Below are 16,143 nucleotides of genomic sequence, written 5' to 3'. Positions count from 1 at the left end.
CCCGAGGACTTCCCATGACGCGAGACTCGATCGTGCGCCGGATCACCGACTTCGCCAACCGCGCCGACCCGTACCCGGTGTACCGGGAGCTGCGCGCCACGCCGGTGCTGCACGAGGAGGAGGGCGGCCCCTACGTCATCAGCTCGTACTGGGACATCGAGGCGCTGCTGCACGATCCGCGGATCAGCTCCGAGGCGGCCAATCTGGCGGACCCCGGGGAGGACGCCGCCCTGCTCCAGTCGGAGGAGACGGGCGGGCTGCCGCCGTCGTTCCTGCGCCTGGACCCGCCCGAGCACGACCGGCTGCGGCGCATCGCCAACAGCGCCTTCGGGCCGCCGCACCAGCCGCGCCGGATCGACGGCATGCGGGGCGAGCTGCGGGAGATCGTCACCGCGCTGATCGACGGCTTCGGGGACGCCCGCGGGATCGATCTGGTCGACGACTTCGCGTATCCGTTCCCGGTGACCGTGATCTGCCGGCTGCTGGGGGTGCCCCGGGAGGACGAGCCGCGCTTTCGCGCCTGGGTCGATCCGCTGGTCGCGAGCCTCGACCCGGGGAAGCGGCAGGAGGCGGACGAGGAGTTCGCGCGGACCGCGCGCGAGGCCCGGATGCAGCTGGGCATGTACCTGGCCGGGCTGGCCGAGGAGCGCGCCAAGGAGCCGCGCGACGATCTGCTGTCCGACCTGGTGAACAGCCATGGCCCGGACGGCGCGATGACGATGATGGAGGTGCTCAGCACCTCCGTCCTGCTGCTGATCGCGGGCCATGAGACGACCGTCAACCTGATCACCAACGGCATGCTGACGCTGCTGCGCCATCCGGACGTGCTGGAGCGGCTGCGCCGGGAGCCGGAGCTCGCGCCCCGGCTCGTGGAGGAGCTGCTGCGCTACGAGCCGCCGGTGCAGCTGGTGCCGCAGCGCACCTGCCTCACCGACATCGAGGTGCGCGGGGTGACCATCCCCAAGGGCTCGCGGATCTGGCTGGTGCTGGCCGCGGGCAACCGGGACCCGGAGCGGTTCAAGGACCCCGAGCGGTTCGACCCGGACCGCGAGGACATCCAGCACCTCGGCTTCGGCAGCGGCATCCACATCTGCTTCGGGGCGCCGCTGGCCCGCCTGGAGACCCAGATCGCGCTGACCGAGCTGGCCCGCCGCCTGGAGAACCCGCGCCTGGTGCAGGACCCGCCGCCGTACCGGGAGAACGCGGTGCTGCGCGGCCCCCGGCACCTGGAGATCACCTTCGACGGCGTCCGGCCCTGAAACCCCGTGCTCCTAGGCGATCCTGCTGAGCTGGACCAGCCCCACCCAGGTCTCGGCGCCCGGCTGCGCGTAGGCGGCGCGCACGCTGTACGACCCCGCCGCGAGCGGCACCCGCAGATGCTCCTGCCGGTCCGCCTCGCCGCCCGGCCAGGCGGAGTCGAACAGCACCACGGGCCCCGGCACCTGCCAGCGCAGCTCCTGCTCCCACACCGCCGTCTCCAGCGCGGCGGGCACCCCGGCCAGCAGGTCGCGCTCGGAGTTCGCGGCGGACCACCGTACGAAGGCGGCGTGCTCGGGCAGATAGGAGGTGGCGGCCGGTTCGTCGCCGAGGACGAGGGCCGCGCTGTCACCGACCGGGAGCAGCCCGGCGTATCCGGAAACCTCGCAGGCCCGGTCGTAGTCCGTGTCCAGCTCCTCGCTGTCGGCACCCGCCCAGAACGGCAGGACCACCTCCGGAACGGCGATCAGGGGCCCGCCGCCCGACTCCACCCACTCCAGCACCGCGCGATCTTCAAACCGAGCCATGGGCGAAGAACCTACACGCCCGCGGGACGGCGGCCGAACCCGCCCTCAGGGACGCCAACTCCCCTCATCCGGTGCCCCGTTGGCGCAATGTGGAGCCCGACCGGTCCTTGACGACCTCCAGTTGGGCGTGGACGCGGCGGCGCAGGTCGGCGACATGGCTGACGATGCCGACGCTGCGGTCGCGTTCGCGCAGGCCGTCGAGGACGTCGAGGACCTCGTCCAGGGTCTGGTCGTCCAGGCTGCCGAAGCCCTCGTCGATGAAGAGGGTGTCCAGGCGCACCCCGCCGGCCTCGTCGGTGACGACGTCGGCGAGGCCGAGGGCGAGCGCGAGGGAGGCGAAGAAGGTCTCGCCGCCGGACAGCGTGGCGGTGTCCCGCTCGCGGCCGGTCCAGGCGTCCACGACATGCAGCCCGAGCCCGCTGCGCCCGCGTCCGCTGCGGCCGTCGGAGTGCACGAGGGTGTAGCGGCCGGAGGACATCCGCTGGAGGCGGGCGGTGGCGGCGGCGGCCACCTGTTCCAGGCGGGCGGCGAGCACGTACGACTCCAGGCGCATCTTGCGCTCGTTGTCGGCGGCGGTGCCCGCGGTGAGGGCGGCGAGCCGGGCGACCCGGTCGTACTCCGCGCGCAGCGGGGCCAGGCGGCGGACGGCCTCGGTGGCGCGGGCGGACAGGCGGTCCAGTTCGGCGCAGCAGCGGGCGGCGGCGTCGCGGGCGGAGGCGGCCGTCCGCAGCCGCCGCTCGGCCGCGGCCGCGGTCCGTTCGGCGTCGGCCGGGTCGGCGGGCGGCAGCTGGGCGGCGGCCGCGGTGTCGGCCTCGGCCAGTACGGCGCGTACGGCGGTCTCCTCCGACTGCCGTGCGTCCAGCCGGTGTTGCAGCTCGCGGTGGGCCGCGTCGGTGAGCAGGGCGTCGGCCGCCTCCTGGGGCGTGGTGAAGCCGGCCCGGTAGGCGGCGTCGGCGAGCCGGGCGTCGGCGGCCTTGAGGCGCCCGGCGGTCTCCTCGGCGGCGCGCGCCGCGTCGGCGGCCTCGGTGAGCAGGGCGGCCCGGCGCTCCAGCTGGGCGGCGCGCGCGGCCACACTGTCGGCGGTGCCGCGCGCCTGCGTCAACTCGCCTTCCAGCTGCACCTGTTCACGCTCCAGGGCCTCGCGCCGGGTGAGCCGGGAGGCGGCCCGTACGGCGGTTTCCTGCCGGTCGGCGAGGCGTCGTTCGCGCTCCTGCTCGGCGCGCCGCAGCTCCTCGCGGGCGGCGTGCAGGGCGGAGGCGGCGCGGTGGGCGCGGGCGTACTCCTCCTCCAACTCGGCTGCCTCGACTTCGAGTTGGCCGGTGGGTGCATCGCCGGCCTCGGCGGTGGCGACGGCCAGGGCCTGGCCGGTCTCGGCGGCCCGCCGCTCCTCCTCGGTGTGCCTCCGGTCGGCCTCCTGGGCCGCGGTGTGGGCGCGCTCCTCGGTCGCGCGGTCCACATGTCCGGCGACCTTGCGGGCGGGCGCGGGGTGTGCGGTGGCGCCGCAGACCGCGCAGGGCGCGCCGTCGGTGAGGTGGGCGGCGAGTTCGGCGGCGATGCCGTCGAGGCGCTGCTCCTTCAGTTCGAGCCAGTGGGTGCGGGCGTCCAGGGCCCGCTGCCTGGCCTCCCTGACGTGTTCCTGGGCCGCCTCCAGGTCGGTGGCGAGGGTGTCGCGGGTGCGGGCGGCGGCCAGACGGCGCTGCGCCGGTTCGCGGCGGACGGCGAGCCGTTCGGCGCGGGTGGCGGCCTCCTGGGCGGTGTCGATGCGCGCCTGGAGCGCCGCACGCATGCCCTCCCAGCCGTCCAGCCAGGCGCCGGCCTCGCGCAGCACGTCCTCGTCGGCGCGCTCCTGCCGGTCCAGCCCGGCGCGCTCGGTGAGCAGTTCGGTGAGGCGTCGCTCGGCGCGGCGGGCGGCGTCGAGGCCACCCAGCTCCTCGGCGGCGCGGCGCGCGGCGGCGGCGAGTCCGCTCGCGTCGGCGCCGGCGAGGGGTGCGGGCAGCGGGCCCCGGGCACGGGCCTCGGCGGCGTCGGCCGCGCGGTGGTCCCGCTCGGCCTCCTCGCGCAGCTCCAGCGCGGGCGCGACCGCCTCCGCCTTGCGGGAGCGGTCCATGCGCTCCTGGTCGGCCCGGTGCTCGGCGGCCCGCTCCTCGAGATGTCCGGCCCGGCGCCGCGCCTCGGCGAACCGGCCCTGGAGGCGGGCGAGTTCACGGATGTTGTCGAGGGAGCGGCGGGCACCGGCGTGCGCGGACTCGGCGGCGGCCAGGTGGCCGCGGGCGATGTCCAGGCGCTCGCGGGCGGTGCTGCGGGCGACGGCGGCGGCGCCGAGCACGGCCTCGGCCAGCCCCGGGTCACCGGGGGCCGGCTCGGGCAGCTCCATGGCGTCGCCGGCCTCCTGCTGCATGCGGTGGGCGTCGGCGAGCAGCGCCGCGTCTCCCTCGCGCACCCGGGCCTCGGCGGCGCGGCGGCGTTCGGCGAGCCGCTTCTCCACGTCGGCGAAGCGCCGGGTGTCGAAGAGGCGGCCGAGGAGCCGGCCCCGGGCCTCGGCGTCGGCGCGCAGGAAGCGGGCGAAGTCGCCCTGGGGCAGCAGCACCACCTGGCAGAACTGCTCGCGGCTCATGCCGAGCAGTTGCTCGAACTCGGCGCCGATCTCCTGGTGGGAGCGGCTGAGGTCCTTCCAGGCGGCCGCCCGGGTGTCGTACTCGCGCAGCCAGGTCTGGGCCTTGTCGACGGTGGTGCCCTTGCCGCGCAGCTTGGACCGCTCCCAGGGCGGCTGCCGGGTGACCTCCAACCGGCGCCCGGCGACGGTGAGTTCGAGCCGGATCTCGGTGCGGGTGCGGGGCTCGGCGTGGTCGCTGCGCAGGCTCGCGCCCTGGCCCGCGCCGCTCTGGCGGGCGCCGGGGACGGACCCGTAGAGCGCGTAGCAGACGGCGTCCAGGACGGAGGTCTTGCCGGCGCCGGTGGGGCCGTGCAGCAGGAAGAGCCCGGCGGTGGACAGGGCGTCGAAGTCGACGCTCTGGGCGCCGCCGAAGGGGCCGAACGCGGTGATGTCGAGCCGGTGCAGCCTCACGGGGCCACCTCCCGCACGACGGCGTCGGCGCGGACGGCGTCGAACGCCTCGCGCAGCACGGCCGCCTCCCGGTCGTCGGGCCCGGCGCCGCGCACATGGGCGACGAAGTCCTCGGCGATCTGCTGGTCGCCGCGCCCGGCGAGGCGGCGGGCGTAGGAGACCCGGGGATCGTCCGGGTCCCGTTCGGGGGCGAAGACCAGGCTCAGGGTGTGCGGGAAGCGCTCGGCGAGCCGGGCCATCGGCTCGGGCGGCCGGACGGCGTCGGTGAGGGTGGCCTCGACCCAGGAGTCCGTATGGCGGTCGAGGTCCGGGTCGGCGAGCAGCTGCTCCAGGGTGCCGCGGATGCGGGCCAGCGGGCGGGGCACCGGGCAGTCGAGGCGTTCGGCGGTGACGGCGCCGTCGGCGGCGAGGTCGATCAGCCACATGCTCTTGCGGTGGTCGGCCTCGGAGAAGGAGTAGGCGAGCGGGGAGCCGGAGTAGCGCACCCGCTCGGTGAGGGTCTGGCAGCCGTGCAGATGCCCGAGGGCCACATAGTCGGCGCCGTCGAAGATCTTGGCCGGTACGGCGGCGACCCCGCCGACGGTGATGTCCCGCTCGCTGTCGCTGGCCTGTCCCCCGGTGACGAACGCATGGGCGAGGACGACACCGCGGGTGCCCGCCGGGCGGCTCGCGAGATCGGCGCGGACCCGGTCCATGGCGGCCGCGAGGACGGCCTCGTGTCCGGCCTTCTCGACCCCGAACTCGTCCTTCACCAGGGCGGGTTCGAGGTACGGCAGTCCGTAGAGGGCGACGTCCCCGTGGGCGTCGGCGAGCACCACCGGGGTGGCGACGGCGGACGGCTCGGTGCGCAGATGGATGCCGGCGCGGCCGATGAGTCCCGCGCCGACGCCGAGGCGGCGGGCGGAGTCGTGGTTGCCCGAGATCATCACCGTGGGCACGCCCAGTCCGGCGAGGCGGTGCAGGGCGTCGTCGAACAGCTCGACGGCGGCCAGCGGGGGCACCGCGCGGTCGTACACGTCTCCCGACACGAGCACCGCGTCCACCTCGCGCTCGCGCACGGTGGCGACCAGGTGTCCGATGAACTCGGCCTGGGCCCCGAGCATGCTCACCCGGTGGAAGGCCCGGCCGAGATGCCAGTCGGAGGTGTGCAGGAGTCTCATGACCCCCGAGACTAACGGCCGGGTACGACAACCCGGCCGGCCCCGCCCGTATCACCCGTCATACCCGGCGCACCGCAAGGGCGTTATGTCTGCTTTGCCGCCAATGTCTCAGGCGTCCCCGTACGCCTCGCCGCCCAGCTCGAAGGCGGCCGTGCCCGCCGTCGCGTCGGCGAGCCACCCCCGGAAGGCGTCCACGTCGGCGTCCGGCAGCCCGATCTCCAGGGTGACGGCCTCGCCGTAGCGGACGTCGCGGACCTCGCGGCCGGTGGCGCGCAGCTCGTTCTGGAGCTTGCCCGCGCGCTGGTGGTCGACGGTGACCGCGGCCAGCCGGAAGCGGCGCCTGGTGCGGGTGCCGAGGGTGTCCAGGGCCTCGCCGACCGCGCCGCCGTAGGCGCGGATGAGCCCGCCGGCGCCGAGCTTGACGCCGCCGTAGTAGCGGGTGACGACGGCGACGACGTACCGCATGTCGCGGCGCAGCAGCATCTGGAGCATGGGGACGCCGGCCGTGCCGCCCGGTTCGCCGTCGTCGCTGGCCTTCTGCACGGAGGCGTCGGCGCCGATGACGTAGGCCCAGCAGTTGTGGGTGGCGTCGGCGTGCTCCTTGCGGACGGTCGCGACGAAGTCCTGTGCCTCCCGCTCGGTGGCGGCCGGGGCGAGGGCGCACAGGAAGCGGGAACGGTTGATCTCGGTCTCGTGCACGCCCGCGCGGGCCACTGTGCGGTACTCGTCCTGCATCCCGCCAGCCTATGCGCAGGCACCGGGGCGTTCTCAGTCGCGGGTCCTGCCCCGGGGCACGGTGAACCAGGTCAGCAGGGCGGCGCCCGGGGCGAGGGCGGCCCAGCCGGTGCTACGCCAGGCGAGGACCGCGAGGGCACAGGTGGGGAACTTGGCGCGCAGCCGCTCCAGGCCGTCGTCCAGTCCGTCCCCGGCCAGCGTCAGGACGAGGTCCTCGAGACCCGGGTTGTGCCCGACGAGCAGCAGCGTCTCCACCTCGGGCGACGTCTCGCGCACGACGTCCAGCAGGGCCGGTACGCCGGCCTCGTACAGCCGGGGTTCGTAGCGCACCCGGGGCGGGGTCCCCCATTCGTCGGAGGCGAGCTGCCAGGTGCGGCGGGCGCGTACGGCGGTGGAGCACAGGGCGAGGTCGGGCAGCAGGTCGGCCTCGGCGAGGGCGCGGCCGGCCGCGGGGGCGTCCCGCAGGCCGCGCGGCGCGAGCGGCCTGCGGTGGTCGGGCACGCCCTCGGGCCAGGCCGACTTGGCGTGCCGGAGCACGACGAGCCGGCGCAGTGGTCCGGCGCCCGCACGCCGGCTCACCCGGGCGTCCCGAGATCGCGGGAGAGTTCGAGGGCGAGCAGCCGGTCGGCGTAGGCGAACGTCTCGAACCGGGCGCCGTCGGCCACCGCCGGATCGGCCGCGGCCGCCGTCAGCGCCGTAAGGACGCCCGGCATGCCGAGGTCGTCCTCCCATGCCTCGGTGAGCCGCGTGCGCACCGCCTCCGGCACGGGCCGCGAGGGCTGCCGCGCCCACCCGGCCACGTCCCGCCGCCATCCGGCCAGCCGCCCGGCGGCACGCTCCAGGACCGCCTCGTCCAGCGTGGCGGTCTCCCCGTGGGGGACACAGAGGAGGGCGAGCCGCAGGGCGGTGGGGTCGGCGCGCCGCACGAGGTCGGCCGGCGCGGGCTCCTCGCCCCCCGCCCACACCACGGGGGCCACGGCCACCACGGGACCGTCGCTCCCGGCAGCCGGGTCCACCTCTTCCGCCGTCACCCGAACGGCCCCCGCCTCCGCGAACCCCGGCCCGTGCGCCTCCTCGAAGGGGCGGACGGCGAGCGCGGCGGCGGCGGTGCGCAGGTGCGGGGACTGGCCGGGGGCGGTCGGCCATGCCTGGAGCCCGTTGAGTTCGAGGGCGCGGGCGAGGAGGTCGGCGGTCAGCAGCACCCGCAGGGACGTGAGGTCGGGCCCCGGGGCCCGGGCCTCGATGCGGGTCAGACCGCGGCGGGCGGGCGTGGCGGCGACGGACTCACCGGTTCGGGCGTCGAGGATGCGCAGCACGGGGCCGAGCGTAGGCGCGCGCGGGCCCCCGCGCTGGCACCGCGCGCCGTTTCCGGTCACCGTGGCGGGTAGGGAACGGGAATCAGTGCCTCCCGGGGCCGGTTGACGGCGTGGGAAAGCGGCACACACCCCACAGGAGGCGGACGTGTACGACGAAGAGGCGGCGATACGCAGGATTCTGGCCGAAGGGGGCGATACCTGGGCGGTGGTCGGCCTGTCCGGCAATGCCGCGCGGCCCGCGTACCGGGTGGCGCGGGTGCTCCAGCGGTACGGCAAGCGGATCGTGCCGGTGCACCCGAAGGCGGAGACGGTGCACGGCGAGCAGGGCTACGCCTCGCTCGCGGACATCCCCTTCGACGTCGACGTGGTGGACGTCTTCGTCAACAGCTCACTGGCGGGCCCGGTGGCCGACGAGGCGGTGGCGAAGGGCGCGAAGGCGGTCTGGTTCCAGCTGGGCGTCGTCGACGAGGAGGCGTACGCGCGCACCCGGGCGGCCGGCCTGGACATGGTCATGGACCGCTGCCCCGCGATCGAAATTCCACGCTTGACCTAGTGTCAGAACTTCTTCATCACAATTCACTGATGAATATTGACATTCGCGCACGGTGACTGAGCTGTGGAAACCCTGTCCTCAAGAGGGACAAGATCCTGGGTCAAGTTTTGGTAAGCAGTCTTTTGCCGACGTGGAAACCGTTCCTAGCCTGTGGCCTCCCTCCCCGTTAAAACCGCGTTTACGATCTGAGAGGCCACTTGCATGACGAAAGTCGATCAGGCTGCACCGGCAGCCATGAGCGAGACCGGGGGCCTGCGTCGCGACGTGGGGCTCATCGGCCTGATGTGGGCCTCCGTCGGGTCCATCATCGGCTCCGGCTGGCTCTACGGCGCCGAGAAGGCCGTCGTCGTGGCCGGCCCCGCGGCGATCATCTCGTGGGTGATCGGCACGGTGGCCATCGTCCTGCTGGCGCTCGTGCACGCCGAGCTCGGCGGCATGTTCCCGGTGGCGGGCGGTACGGCGCGCTACCCGCACTACGCCTTCGGCGGCCTGGCCGGCATGTCCTTCGGCTGGTTCTCCTGGCTCCAGGCGGCCACCGTGGCGCCCATCGAGGTCGAGGCGATGATCGGCTACGCCGGTCACTGGAAGTTCGCTCAGGGCCTACAGCACGCCGACGAGACGCTGACCACCAGCGGAATCGTTACTGCGATCGTGCTCATGGCGGTCTTCGTCGGCGTCAACTTCTTCGGCGTGCGCGCCCTGGCGCACACCAACAGCGCGGCCACCTGGTGGAAGATCGCGATCCCGCTCGCCGCGATCTTCATCATCGCCATCGGCAACTTCCACGGCTCCAACTTCACCTCGGAGGGCTTCGCCCCGTTCGGCGCCAAGGGTGTGCTGGGCGCGATCAGCTCCAGCGGCATCATCTTCGCGCTGCTCGGCTTCGAGCAGGCGATCCAGCTGGCCGGTGAGAGCCGCAACCCGCAGCGCGACCTGCCCCGCGCCACGCTCGGCTCGGTGGCCATCGGCGCCGGTATCTACATCCTGCTCCAGATCGTGTTCATCGCCGCGCTGCCGCACGCCTCCTTCGTGCACGGCTGGGGGAAGCTGGCCTACGCCGGCATCAGCGGCCCCTGGGCGGGCCTCGCGACCGTGGTCGGCCTCGGCTGGCTGGGCTGGGTGCTCTACGTCGACGCGATCATCTCCCCCGGTGGCACCGGCCTGATCTACACCACCGCCACCTCCCGCGTCTCCTACGGCCTGGCCAAGAACGGCTACGCCCCGAAGGCGCTCACCAGGACCGACAAGCGCGGCGTGCCGTGGATCGGTCTGATCGTCACCTTCGTCACCGGCATCCTCTGCTTCCTGCCCTTCCCGAGCTGGCAGGAGCTGGTCGGCTTCATCACCTCGGCGAGCGTGCTGATGTACGCGGGCGCGCCGCTGGCCTACGGTGTGTTCGCCGACCGCCTGCCGCACTTCGAGCGCCCCTACCGCCTGCCCTTCGGCAAGGTCATCTCGCCCGCGTCCTTCGTGGTCGCCAACCTGATCATCTACTGGAGCGGCTGGAACATCCTGTGGCGGCTGGCCTTCGCCATCCTCCTCGGCTACGTCCTGATGGGCTCCTACGCCCTGTGGGCCAACCTCAAGGGCAAGCCCGACGCGCCCCGGATGGACTTCAAGGCCGCGCAGTGGCTGCCGGCCTACCTGCTGGGCATCGGCCTGATCTCCTGGCAGGGCAGCTTCGGCGACGGCAGCCAGGGCAACATCAAGCTGTACTGGGACATCCTGGTCATCGCGGTCTTCTCCCTCGGCATCTACTACTGGGCCAAGGCGACCGCCTCCGACACGGAGGCGATCGAGCGCAGCATCGACGAGGTCGTGGTCGTCGACGAGGCCGCGCACTGACCGGCGCGCACCCGTAGAACGAGGTCACGTCAGCCACGGCCGCACGGCCGTGGCTGACGGCGTTCCCGGGCCCCCCCGGGACCATGCCTCTGCGGGCGCGGCCGCCGGCCGGGTCAGGACACGCCGAGCCCCTCCAGCACCACGGCCCCCGGCAGCTGGGCGAACACCTGGCCCGGGACCAGGAGTTTGCCCCGCCTGCGGCCGCTGCCGACCAGGACGTACGGCAGGTCGACGACGGCCGGGTCCACCAGCAGGGGCCAGTCGGCGGGCAGTCCGATCGGGGTGATACCGCCGTACTCCATCCCGCTGTGCCCGGTCGCCGTCTCCGCCGGGGCGAACGACGCCTTGCGGGCGCCGAGCCGGCGGCGGACCGCGCCGTTCACGTCGACCCGGGTGGTGGACAGCACCAGGCACGCGGCGAGCGTGGTCTCACCGGCCCGCTTGGCCGCGACCACCACGCAGTTCGCCGAGCGCTCGGGCAGATCGGCGCCGTAGTGCTCCACGAAGACGGCGGTGTCGGCCCGGTCCGGGTCGGTGTCGACGTACAGGACCTGGTCGGCCGGGGTCGCCGCGGACCAGTTCCGCACGGCCTCGGCCACCGGCGCGGTCAGCTCGGCCAGGCAGTCGGTCACCGGGGTCGCGGTCTCGAAGTCTCCGATGGGTGCGCGCATGGCCGCACGCTAACAAGGCGCGGCGGCCCGCCGCAGGCGCGTCTCACCGCACGGGGATCGCCGCGAAGGCGGCGCGGGGAGCACCGCGCGGGCGGCCCGGGGATCACTGCACGGGCGGCACGGAGACGGCCATCATCATCTCCATCGGGATCTCGCCGCGGTTGGCGTAGACATGCGGCACATTGGCCTCGAAGGTGGCGCTCGCGCCGGTCGGCACGAGGTGGTCCTCGCCGTCGACCGTGAGGGTCAGCTCGCCCGCCGTGACATGGACCAGCTCCACGGTGCCGGACGGGTGCGGTTCCGCCGGGCTCTCGTCCCCGGGCATCAGCACCCAGTCCCAGATCTCCAGCGGGCCGGGCGCCTCGGTGCCCGCGAGCAGCCGGTTGTAACTGCCGGACGGGGTGTGCCACAGCCGTACCGCCCGCTCGGCGGGGACGATGCGGACCCGGGGCCCGCGCTCGTAGTCGAGCAGGGTGGTGACGCTGACGCCGAGCGCGTCGCCGATCTTGACGATGGTGCCGATGCTCGGGTTGGTGCGGGCCTGCTCGATCTGGATCAGCATCCCGCGGCTGACACCTGCGCGGGCGGCGAGCACGTCCAGGGTGAAGCCGCGCACCGAGCGCCAGTGCCTGACGCTGCGCGCCAGGGACTGGGTCAGCAATTCGAGGTCCGACACGTTCCGGTCCCATTCCGTCCAGTATCCGAGATGGTCCACTTTTCTGGATGACGCAGTTCAATCCACTGAACTACGGTGGAGCGCACCCGTCCGTTCAACAAACTGTACTGCGAGGCATCGTGACGGCCTTCTTCGCCCTGACCACCAGCCTGTTGTGGGGGCTGGCCGACTTCGGCGGCGGGCTGCTGACCCGACGGACGCCCGCGCTCACCGTGGTCGTCGTCTCGCAGGCCATCGCGGCGGCCGTGCTCGGCGCGATCGTCGTCGCCACGGGTGCCTGGAGCGCGGCCGGGCCCCGGCTGTGGTTCGCGTTCGCGGCCGGTCTGGTCGGCCCGATCGCCCTGCTCTCCTTCTACAAGGCCCTGGCGCTCGGCCCGATGGGCGTCGTCTCGCCGCTCGCCACGCTCAGCGTGGTCGTCCCCGTCGGCGTGGGCCTGTTCCTCGGCGAACGCCCGGGGCTGCTCCAGCTCGCGGGCATCGCGGTCGCCGTCTCCGGCGTGGTCCTCGCGGGCGGCCCCCAGCTGCGGGGCGCGCCGGTGGAGCGGCGCACGGTCCTGCTGACACTGGTCGCGGCGGCCGGCTTCGGCACGGTGTTCGCCCTGATCGCGCAGGCGTCCACCTCCGTCGACGGCCTGTACCTGTCGCTGTTCGCGCAGCGCCTGACCAATGTCGCCGTGGGCGGCGCCGTGCTCGCCGTCTCCCTGCGGCGCGGCGGCACCGCCCTGCCCGAGGGCGGCTTCCCCTACCGCTCGCTGCCCGCGCTGGCCTTCGTCGGCCTCGCCGATGTGGCGGCCAACGGCACCTACGCCGTCGCCGCCCAGCACGGCCCGGTCACCGTGGCCGCCGTCCTCGCCTCGCTGTACCCGGTGGTGACCGCCCTCGCCGCCCGTGGCTTCCTCAGCGAACGGCTGCGCGCCGTCCAGGCGGCGGGCGCGGGCCTCGCCCTGGTGGGCACGGTGCTGCTGGCCACCGGCTGAGCGGTTCAGCCCTCGGTCTCCAGCTCGGCGAGCCGGGCCGTCGCGGAGGCGTCCAGCTCGGCCAGCGCCCGCAGCTGGGCCGGGGTCGTCCCGTCCGGGATCGGCACCGGCGCCGGGGTGCGCAGCGGCGGCTGCCAGCCGTCCTCGGGCGTCCAGCGGCGTACGACCCTGGCGGGGGCGCCGGCCACCACGGCGTGGTCGGGCACCGTGCCGCGCACCACGGCACCGGCCGCGACCACGACGTTCCGGCCGATCCGCGCGCCCGGCAGGATCACCGCGCCGGTGCCGATCCAGCAGCCGGGGCCGATCTCCACCGGCTCCATGCGGGGCCACTGCCGGCCGATGGGCTCGTGCGGGTCGTCGTAGGAGTGGTTGGTGGAGGTGACGTAGACGTACGGCCCGAAGTAGCAGTCGCGGCCGATGGTCACCGTGGTGTCGGCGATGACATGGCTGCCGCGGCCGAGCACCACGCCGTCGCCGATGCGCAGGATCGGCTCCGGGCCGAGGTCCAGGTCGGGCATCAGACCGGCGGTCAGGGTGACCTGTTCGGCGATGATGCAGTGGGAGCCGAGCCGGATCCAGGGCTCGCCGAAGACCGTGCCGAGCGGGAAGGCGAGCCGGGTGGCCTCGCCGATGGCGCCGAAGCGCAGGCGCCCGGGGTGCTCCGCCGTGACGGAGCCGGTCCGCTGGACCCAGGCCCAGACCGCGTGGACGGCACGCTGGGCGAGGCCATGGCGCCAGGATGAGAACGTGTTCTTGCGCTTCGGCACGCGCTCACGTTACTCACGGGTCGGGTCCGGGGAGAGGCCGGACCGCTGTGATCTTTGCCCCACCCCCTGTCGTACCGTGCGGGTACCTATCGACGCGAGGAGACGGTGATGACGCAGCGGGCACTGATCGTGGGCATCGGCGGCAAGGAGCCGCGGATCGACGCGGAGGCGTTCGTGGCGCCGACGGCTTCGGTGATCGGGGATGTGACGCTGGGCGCCGGGGCGAGCGTCTGGTACGGCGCGGTGGTGCGCGGGGACGTCGAGACGATCACCGTGGGGGCGCGGGCGAATGTGCAGGACAACGTGACGCTGCACGCCGACCCCGGGTTCCCGGTGACCATCGGGGAGCGGGTGTCCATCGGGCACAACGCGGTGGTGCACGGGGCGACGGTCGAGGACGACTGCCTGATCGGGATGGGGGCGACCGTGCTCAACGGCGCGGTGATCGGGGCGGGATCGCTGGTGGCGGCGCAGGCGCTGGTGCCGCAGGGGATGGTGGTGCCGGCCGGGTCGCTGGTGGCGGGGGTGCCGGCGAAGGTGCGGCGCGAACTGTCGGCGGAGGAGAAGGAGGGGGTCACCCTCAACGGCACGTTGTACGCGGACCTGGCCCAGGGGCACAAGGATGTGCACCGCCAGGCCGGTGAATGACGAACGGTTGTATGTCGCGCGGTTCCCCGCGCCCCCCAGGGGGCGCGGTCACTCGCCGGCGTTGACAGGTTCCCGCTGGGACAGTTCCTGCTGGGTCTTCTTCGTCCTGCGCTTCACGATCAGCATCGTCGCCAGGCCGATGACGACCGCCGCCCCGAGGCCCACGTAGGAGAACTTCTTCAGCCAGCCCTCGGCGACGACGCCCACGTAGTAGACGGCGGCGGTGGTGCCGCCGGCCCAGCAGATGCCGCCGAGGATGTTGGCGATCAGGAACTTCCAGTAGGGCATGTGCAGGACGCCGGCCAGGGGGCCCGCGAAGATGCGCAGCAGGGCGATGAAACGGCCGAAGAAGACGGCCCACATGCCCCACTTCTGGAAGGAGCGCTCGGCGGTGGCCACATGGGCCTCGCCGAAGTGCCTCGGGAACTTCTTCCCCAGCCAGGCCAGCAGCGGGCGGCCGCCCTTGCGGCCGATGGCGTAGCCGATGGAGTCGCCGATCACCGCGCCCGCGGTGGCGCAGGCGCCGAGGATCAGCGGGTTGATGTGGGAGTGCTGGGAGGACATCAGCGCCGCCGAGACCAGGACGATCTCGCCGGGCAGCGGGATGCCGAGGCTCTCGACGCCGATCACCAGGGCCACCACGGCGTAGACGGCTACCGCCGGGACCGAGTCGAGCCATTCCTGGACATGCACCGCGGGATCCTCCCCTGCCGCCGACCTTGCGCGGAAGCGTTGTGTAAAGCGCTCCCCAAAGAAGGCTACCCGGTCGGCGGTGAACGGCCGCTCGGCGTACGCCCCCGGGCGGCACCGCCCCGCCCCCGGGCATTGGGTTCGCGGACATCCCGGTGTCACCCGGCACGGGAAGGCTCCCCCCGGTTTCGCCCGCACCGCCTGCCCCGGGCCCCGCCGCGGAAGGACGACGTCCCGTGTCCGCACCGTCCCCTCTCGTCACCGCCCCCGACGGCCCCGCCCCCGAGGCGCCGGCGCGGACCACCCCGTCGGTGTCCGTCCGGTCCCTGCGGCTCGCCCTGTGCGTGGCCCCGCTGCTGATCGCGCTGTGCTGGGCCGCCGCGCACCGGCCCGTGATGTACGAGGGGGTACGGCGGCTCGTCTCGGCCGACCCCCGCTGGCTGCTGGCCGGGCTCGGCTGCACGTGTCTGACCTGGGTGGCGGCCTCCTTTGTACGGCAGGGCGCGCTGCCGGACCGGCTGCCCATGGGGCTGCTGCTGGCCTCGCAGTTCGCCGCCGGTGCCGCGAACCACGCGCTGCCCGGCGGGCTCGGGGCGCATGCCGTCACCGTGCGCTTTCTGCGGGCGCGCGGGGTGCCGCTGGACCGGGCCACCGCCTCGATCGGCCTGTACTCGCTGGTCAAGGGCGCCTCGAAGACGCTGGTGCTGCTGGTGTTCCTTACGGTCTCGCCGGCCTGGCGGCGCCTGGGCGAGCTGGTACCGGACGGCCCGGAGCTGGTGCCGGCGGCGGCGGTCGCGGGCGGGGTGGTCACCGGGGCGGGGGTGCTGCTGACCGTCGTACGGCCGTTGCGGCGGCCGGTGACCGGGCTGCTGCGCACCGCGCTCGCCGATGTCCGGGTGGTGCACGCGCGGCCCTGCCGGGCGCTGGCACTGTGGGGCGGCGCGGTGGCGATGCCGCTGGTGCAGGCGGGCGCGCTCGGCTGCGTCGGGGCCGCGCTCGGGCTCGGGCTGTCCTGGGCGGAGGTGGCGCTGGCGTTCCTGGCGGCGGGCACGGCGGTGGGCGCCGCCCCGGTGCCCGGCGGGTTCGCGGTGGACGCGGCGCTGGTGTGGACGCTGGTCGCCTTCGGCGCGGAGCCCGCCCCCGCCACGGCGACCGTGATCGGCTACCGGGTGGTGACGGACTGGCTGCCGCTGCTGCCGGGCGCCCTGGTGCTGTCGGCGCTGATCCGGGCCAAGGCGCTCTGAGTCACCGCGC

Annotated in this window: 16 protein-coding genes; 6 read left to right on the top strand and 10 right to left on the bottom strand. The window is 74.1% G+C overall.

Annotated features, from left to right (window positions below):
- The first annotated feature begins 14 nt into the window (after nt 1-14).
- A complete protein-coding gene (locus tag GHR20_RS30400; protein WP_153814966.1) occupies nt 15-1,259 on the top strand; it encodes a cytochrome P450 in 1,245 nt (414 codons plus the stop codon).
- Between the two features lie 12 nt (nt 1,260-1,271).
- Here GHR20_RS30400 and GHR20_RS30395 read toward each other — a convergent pair whose 3' ends face one another.
- From GHR20_RS30395 to GHR20_RS30370, 6 genes are all read right to left on the bottom strand, one after another.
- The gene (locus tag GHR20_RS30395) at nt 1,272-1,784 is read right to left on the bottom strand and encodes an immunity 21 family protein (protein ID WP_111585391.1); all 513 of its coding nucleotides are present in this window, start codon (nt 1,782-1,784) and stop codon (nt 1,272-1,274) included.
- 64 nt (nt 1,785-1,848) lie between these two features.
- Nucleotides 1,849-4,848: an SMC family ATPase gene (locus tag GHR20_RS30390; RefSeq protein ID WP_153814965.1), complete on the bottom strand. Its 3,000-nt coding sequence runs from the start codon at nt 4,846-4,848 to the stop codon at nt 1,849-1,851.
- Complete coding sequence (locus tag GHR20_RS30385) at nt 4,845-6,008, bottom strand: exonuclease SbcCD subunit D (RefSeq protein ID WP_153814964.1); 1,164 nt, start codon at nt 6,006-6,008, stop codon at nt 4,845-4,847. The genes GHR20_RS30390 and GHR20_RS30385 overlap by 4 nt, the downstream gene beginning before the upstream one ends.
- Nucleotides 6,009-6,116: 108 nt before the next feature.
- Complete coding sequence (locus GHR20_RS30380; protein WP_153814963.1) at nt 6,117-6,743, bottom strand: YigZ family protein; 627 nt, start codon at nt 6,741-6,743, stop codon at nt 6,117-6,119.
- 33 nt (nt 6,744-6,776) lie between these two features.
- Nucleotides 6,777-7,322 (bottom strand): histidine phosphatase family protein, encoded by a 546-nt coding sequence (locus tag GHR20_RS30375; protein ID WP_111585387.1) that lies wholly within the window; start codon nt 7,320-7,322, stop codon nt 6,777-6,779.
- Complete coding sequence (locus GHR20_RS30370; protein WP_153814962.1) at nt 7,319-8,059, bottom strand: hypothetical protein; 741 nt, start codon at nt 8,057-8,059, stop codon at nt 7,319-7,321. Before GHR20_RS30370 ends, GHR20_RS30375 begins: the two co-directional genes overlap by 4 nt.
- A 145-nt stretch (nt 8,060-8,204) precedes the next feature.
- On the opposite strand from GHR20_RS30370, the gene GHR20_RS30365 reads away from it, so the two are divergent.
- Nucleotides 8,205-8,612, top strand: a complete 408-nt coding sequence (locus tag GHR20_RS30365) for a CoA-binding protein (RefSeq protein WP_153814961.1) — start codon at nt 8,205-8,207, stop codon at nt 8,610-8,612.
- A 234-nt stretch (nt 8,613-8,846) separates the two neighbouring features.
- The gene (locus GHR20_RS30360) at nt 8,847-10,457 is read left to right on the top strand and encodes an APC family permease (RefSeq protein WP_241670924.1); all 1,611 of its coding nucleotides are present in this window, start codon (nt 8,847-8,849) and stop codon (nt 10,455-10,457) included.
- Nucleotides 10,458-10,570: 113 nt separating this feature from the next.
- Here the strand turns inward: GHR20_RS30360 and GHR20_RS30355 are convergent, their stop codons facing one another.
- The gene (locus GHR20_RS30355) at nt 10,571-11,128 is read right to left on the bottom strand and encodes a YbaK/EbsC family protein (RefSeq protein WP_111585383.1); all 558 of its coding nucleotides are present in this window, start codon (nt 11,126-11,128) and stop codon (nt 10,571-10,573) included.
- 103 nt (nt 11,129-11,231) lie between these two features.
- A complete protein-coding gene (locus tag GHR20_RS30350; protein ID WP_153814960.1) occupies nt 11,232-11,804 on the bottom strand; it encodes an XRE family transcriptional regulator in 573 nt (190 codons plus the stop codon).
- A gap of 119 nt (nt 11,805-11,923) precedes the next feature.
- Between GHR20_RS30350 and GHR20_RS30345 the strand changes: the two genes are divergently transcribed.
- Complete coding sequence (locus GHR20_RS30345) at nt 11,924-12,781, top strand: DMT family transporter (RefSeq protein ID WP_153814959.1); 858 nt, start codon at nt 11,924-11,926, stop codon at nt 12,779-12,781.
- Nucleotides 12,782-12,786: 5 nt separating this feature from the next.
- Here GHR20_RS30345 and GHR20_RS30340 read toward each other — a convergent pair whose 3' ends face one another.
- Complete coding sequence (locus GHR20_RS30340; protein WP_153814958.1) at nt 12,787-13,551, bottom strand: acyltransferase; 765 nt, start codon at nt 13,549-13,551, stop codon at nt 12,787-12,789.
- Between the two features lie 108 nt (nt 13,552-13,659).
- On the opposite strand from GHR20_RS30340, the gene GHR20_RS30335 reads away from it, so the two are divergent.
- Nucleotides 13,660-14,199: a gamma carbonic anhydrase family protein gene (locus GHR20_RS30335; RefSeq protein WP_153814957.1), complete on the top strand. Its 540-nt coding sequence runs from the start codon at nt 13,660-13,662 to the stop codon at nt 14,197-14,199.
- 48 nt (nt 14,200-14,247) lie between these two features.
- On the opposite strand, the gene GHR20_RS30330 is transcribed toward GHR20_RS30335, so the two are convergent.
- Complete coding sequence (locus GHR20_RS30330) at nt 14,248-14,892, bottom strand: DedA family protein (RefSeq protein ID WP_153814956.1); 645 nt, start codon at nt 14,890-14,892, stop codon at nt 14,248-14,250.
- 233 nt (nt 14,893-15,125) lie between these two features.
- Between GHR20_RS30330 and GHR20_RS30325 the strand changes: the two genes are divergently transcribed.
- Nucleotides 15,126-16,133 (top strand): lysylphosphatidylglycerol synthase transmembrane domain-containing protein, encoded by a 1,008-nt coding sequence (locus tag GHR20_RS30325; RefSeq protein ID WP_153814955.1) that lies wholly within the window; start codon nt 15,126-15,128, stop codon nt 16,131-16,133.
- Nucleotides 16,134-16,143 lie beyond the last annotated feature (10 nt).

Origin of the sequence: Streptomyces sp. SUK 48 (assembly GCF_009650765.1) — a bacterium.
Lineage (GTDB): Bacteria > Actinomycetota > Actinomycetes > Streptomycetales > Streptomycetaceae > Streptomyces.
Note: the sequence above shows the minus strand (reverse complement) of the source record. Positions and strands in the feature narration are given on the sequence as shown.